The 234-nt window shown below is 65.0% G+C and carries 1 protein-coding gene; it reads right to left on the bottom strand.

Annotated elements, in window-relative coordinates; all coding sequences use genetic code 11:
- Positions 1–75: 75 nt before the first annotated feature.
- Positions 76–234 (bottom strand): MnhB domain-containing protein (locus R0J88_RS23630; RefSeq protein WP_410901405.1); only part of this gene is annotated, 159 nt, incomplete at its 5' end.

Raw genomic sequence — 234 nt, 5'->3', positions numbered from 1 at the left:
AGGTGCGGCCGCGCAGGGTGAGGTAGACACCGCAGGCGGCCAGCAGGCCGGTGGAAGTAGCGTAGAGGGCTTCCATCACATCTTCTCCTTGGTCGGGCGATGCGGAGTCGTCAGCTTGCCCAGATTGGCGAGAATCATCAGGGTCGCGCCGACCACGGTCAGGTAGACGCCGAGGTCGAAGAGCAGCGCGGTGGTCAGCTCGATTTCCCCGATGACGGGCAGGGTGAAGTGGCC

Source organism: Pseudoalteromonas sp. SIMBA_162 (genome assembly GCF_046535955.1).
GTDB lineage: Bacteria > Pseudomonadota > Gammaproteobacteria > Enterobacterales > Alteromonadaceae > Pseudoalteromonas > Pseudoalteromonas marina.
The sequence above is the reverse complement of the archived record's forward strand: the minus strand, read 5'-3'. Positions and strand labels throughout refer to the sequence as shown.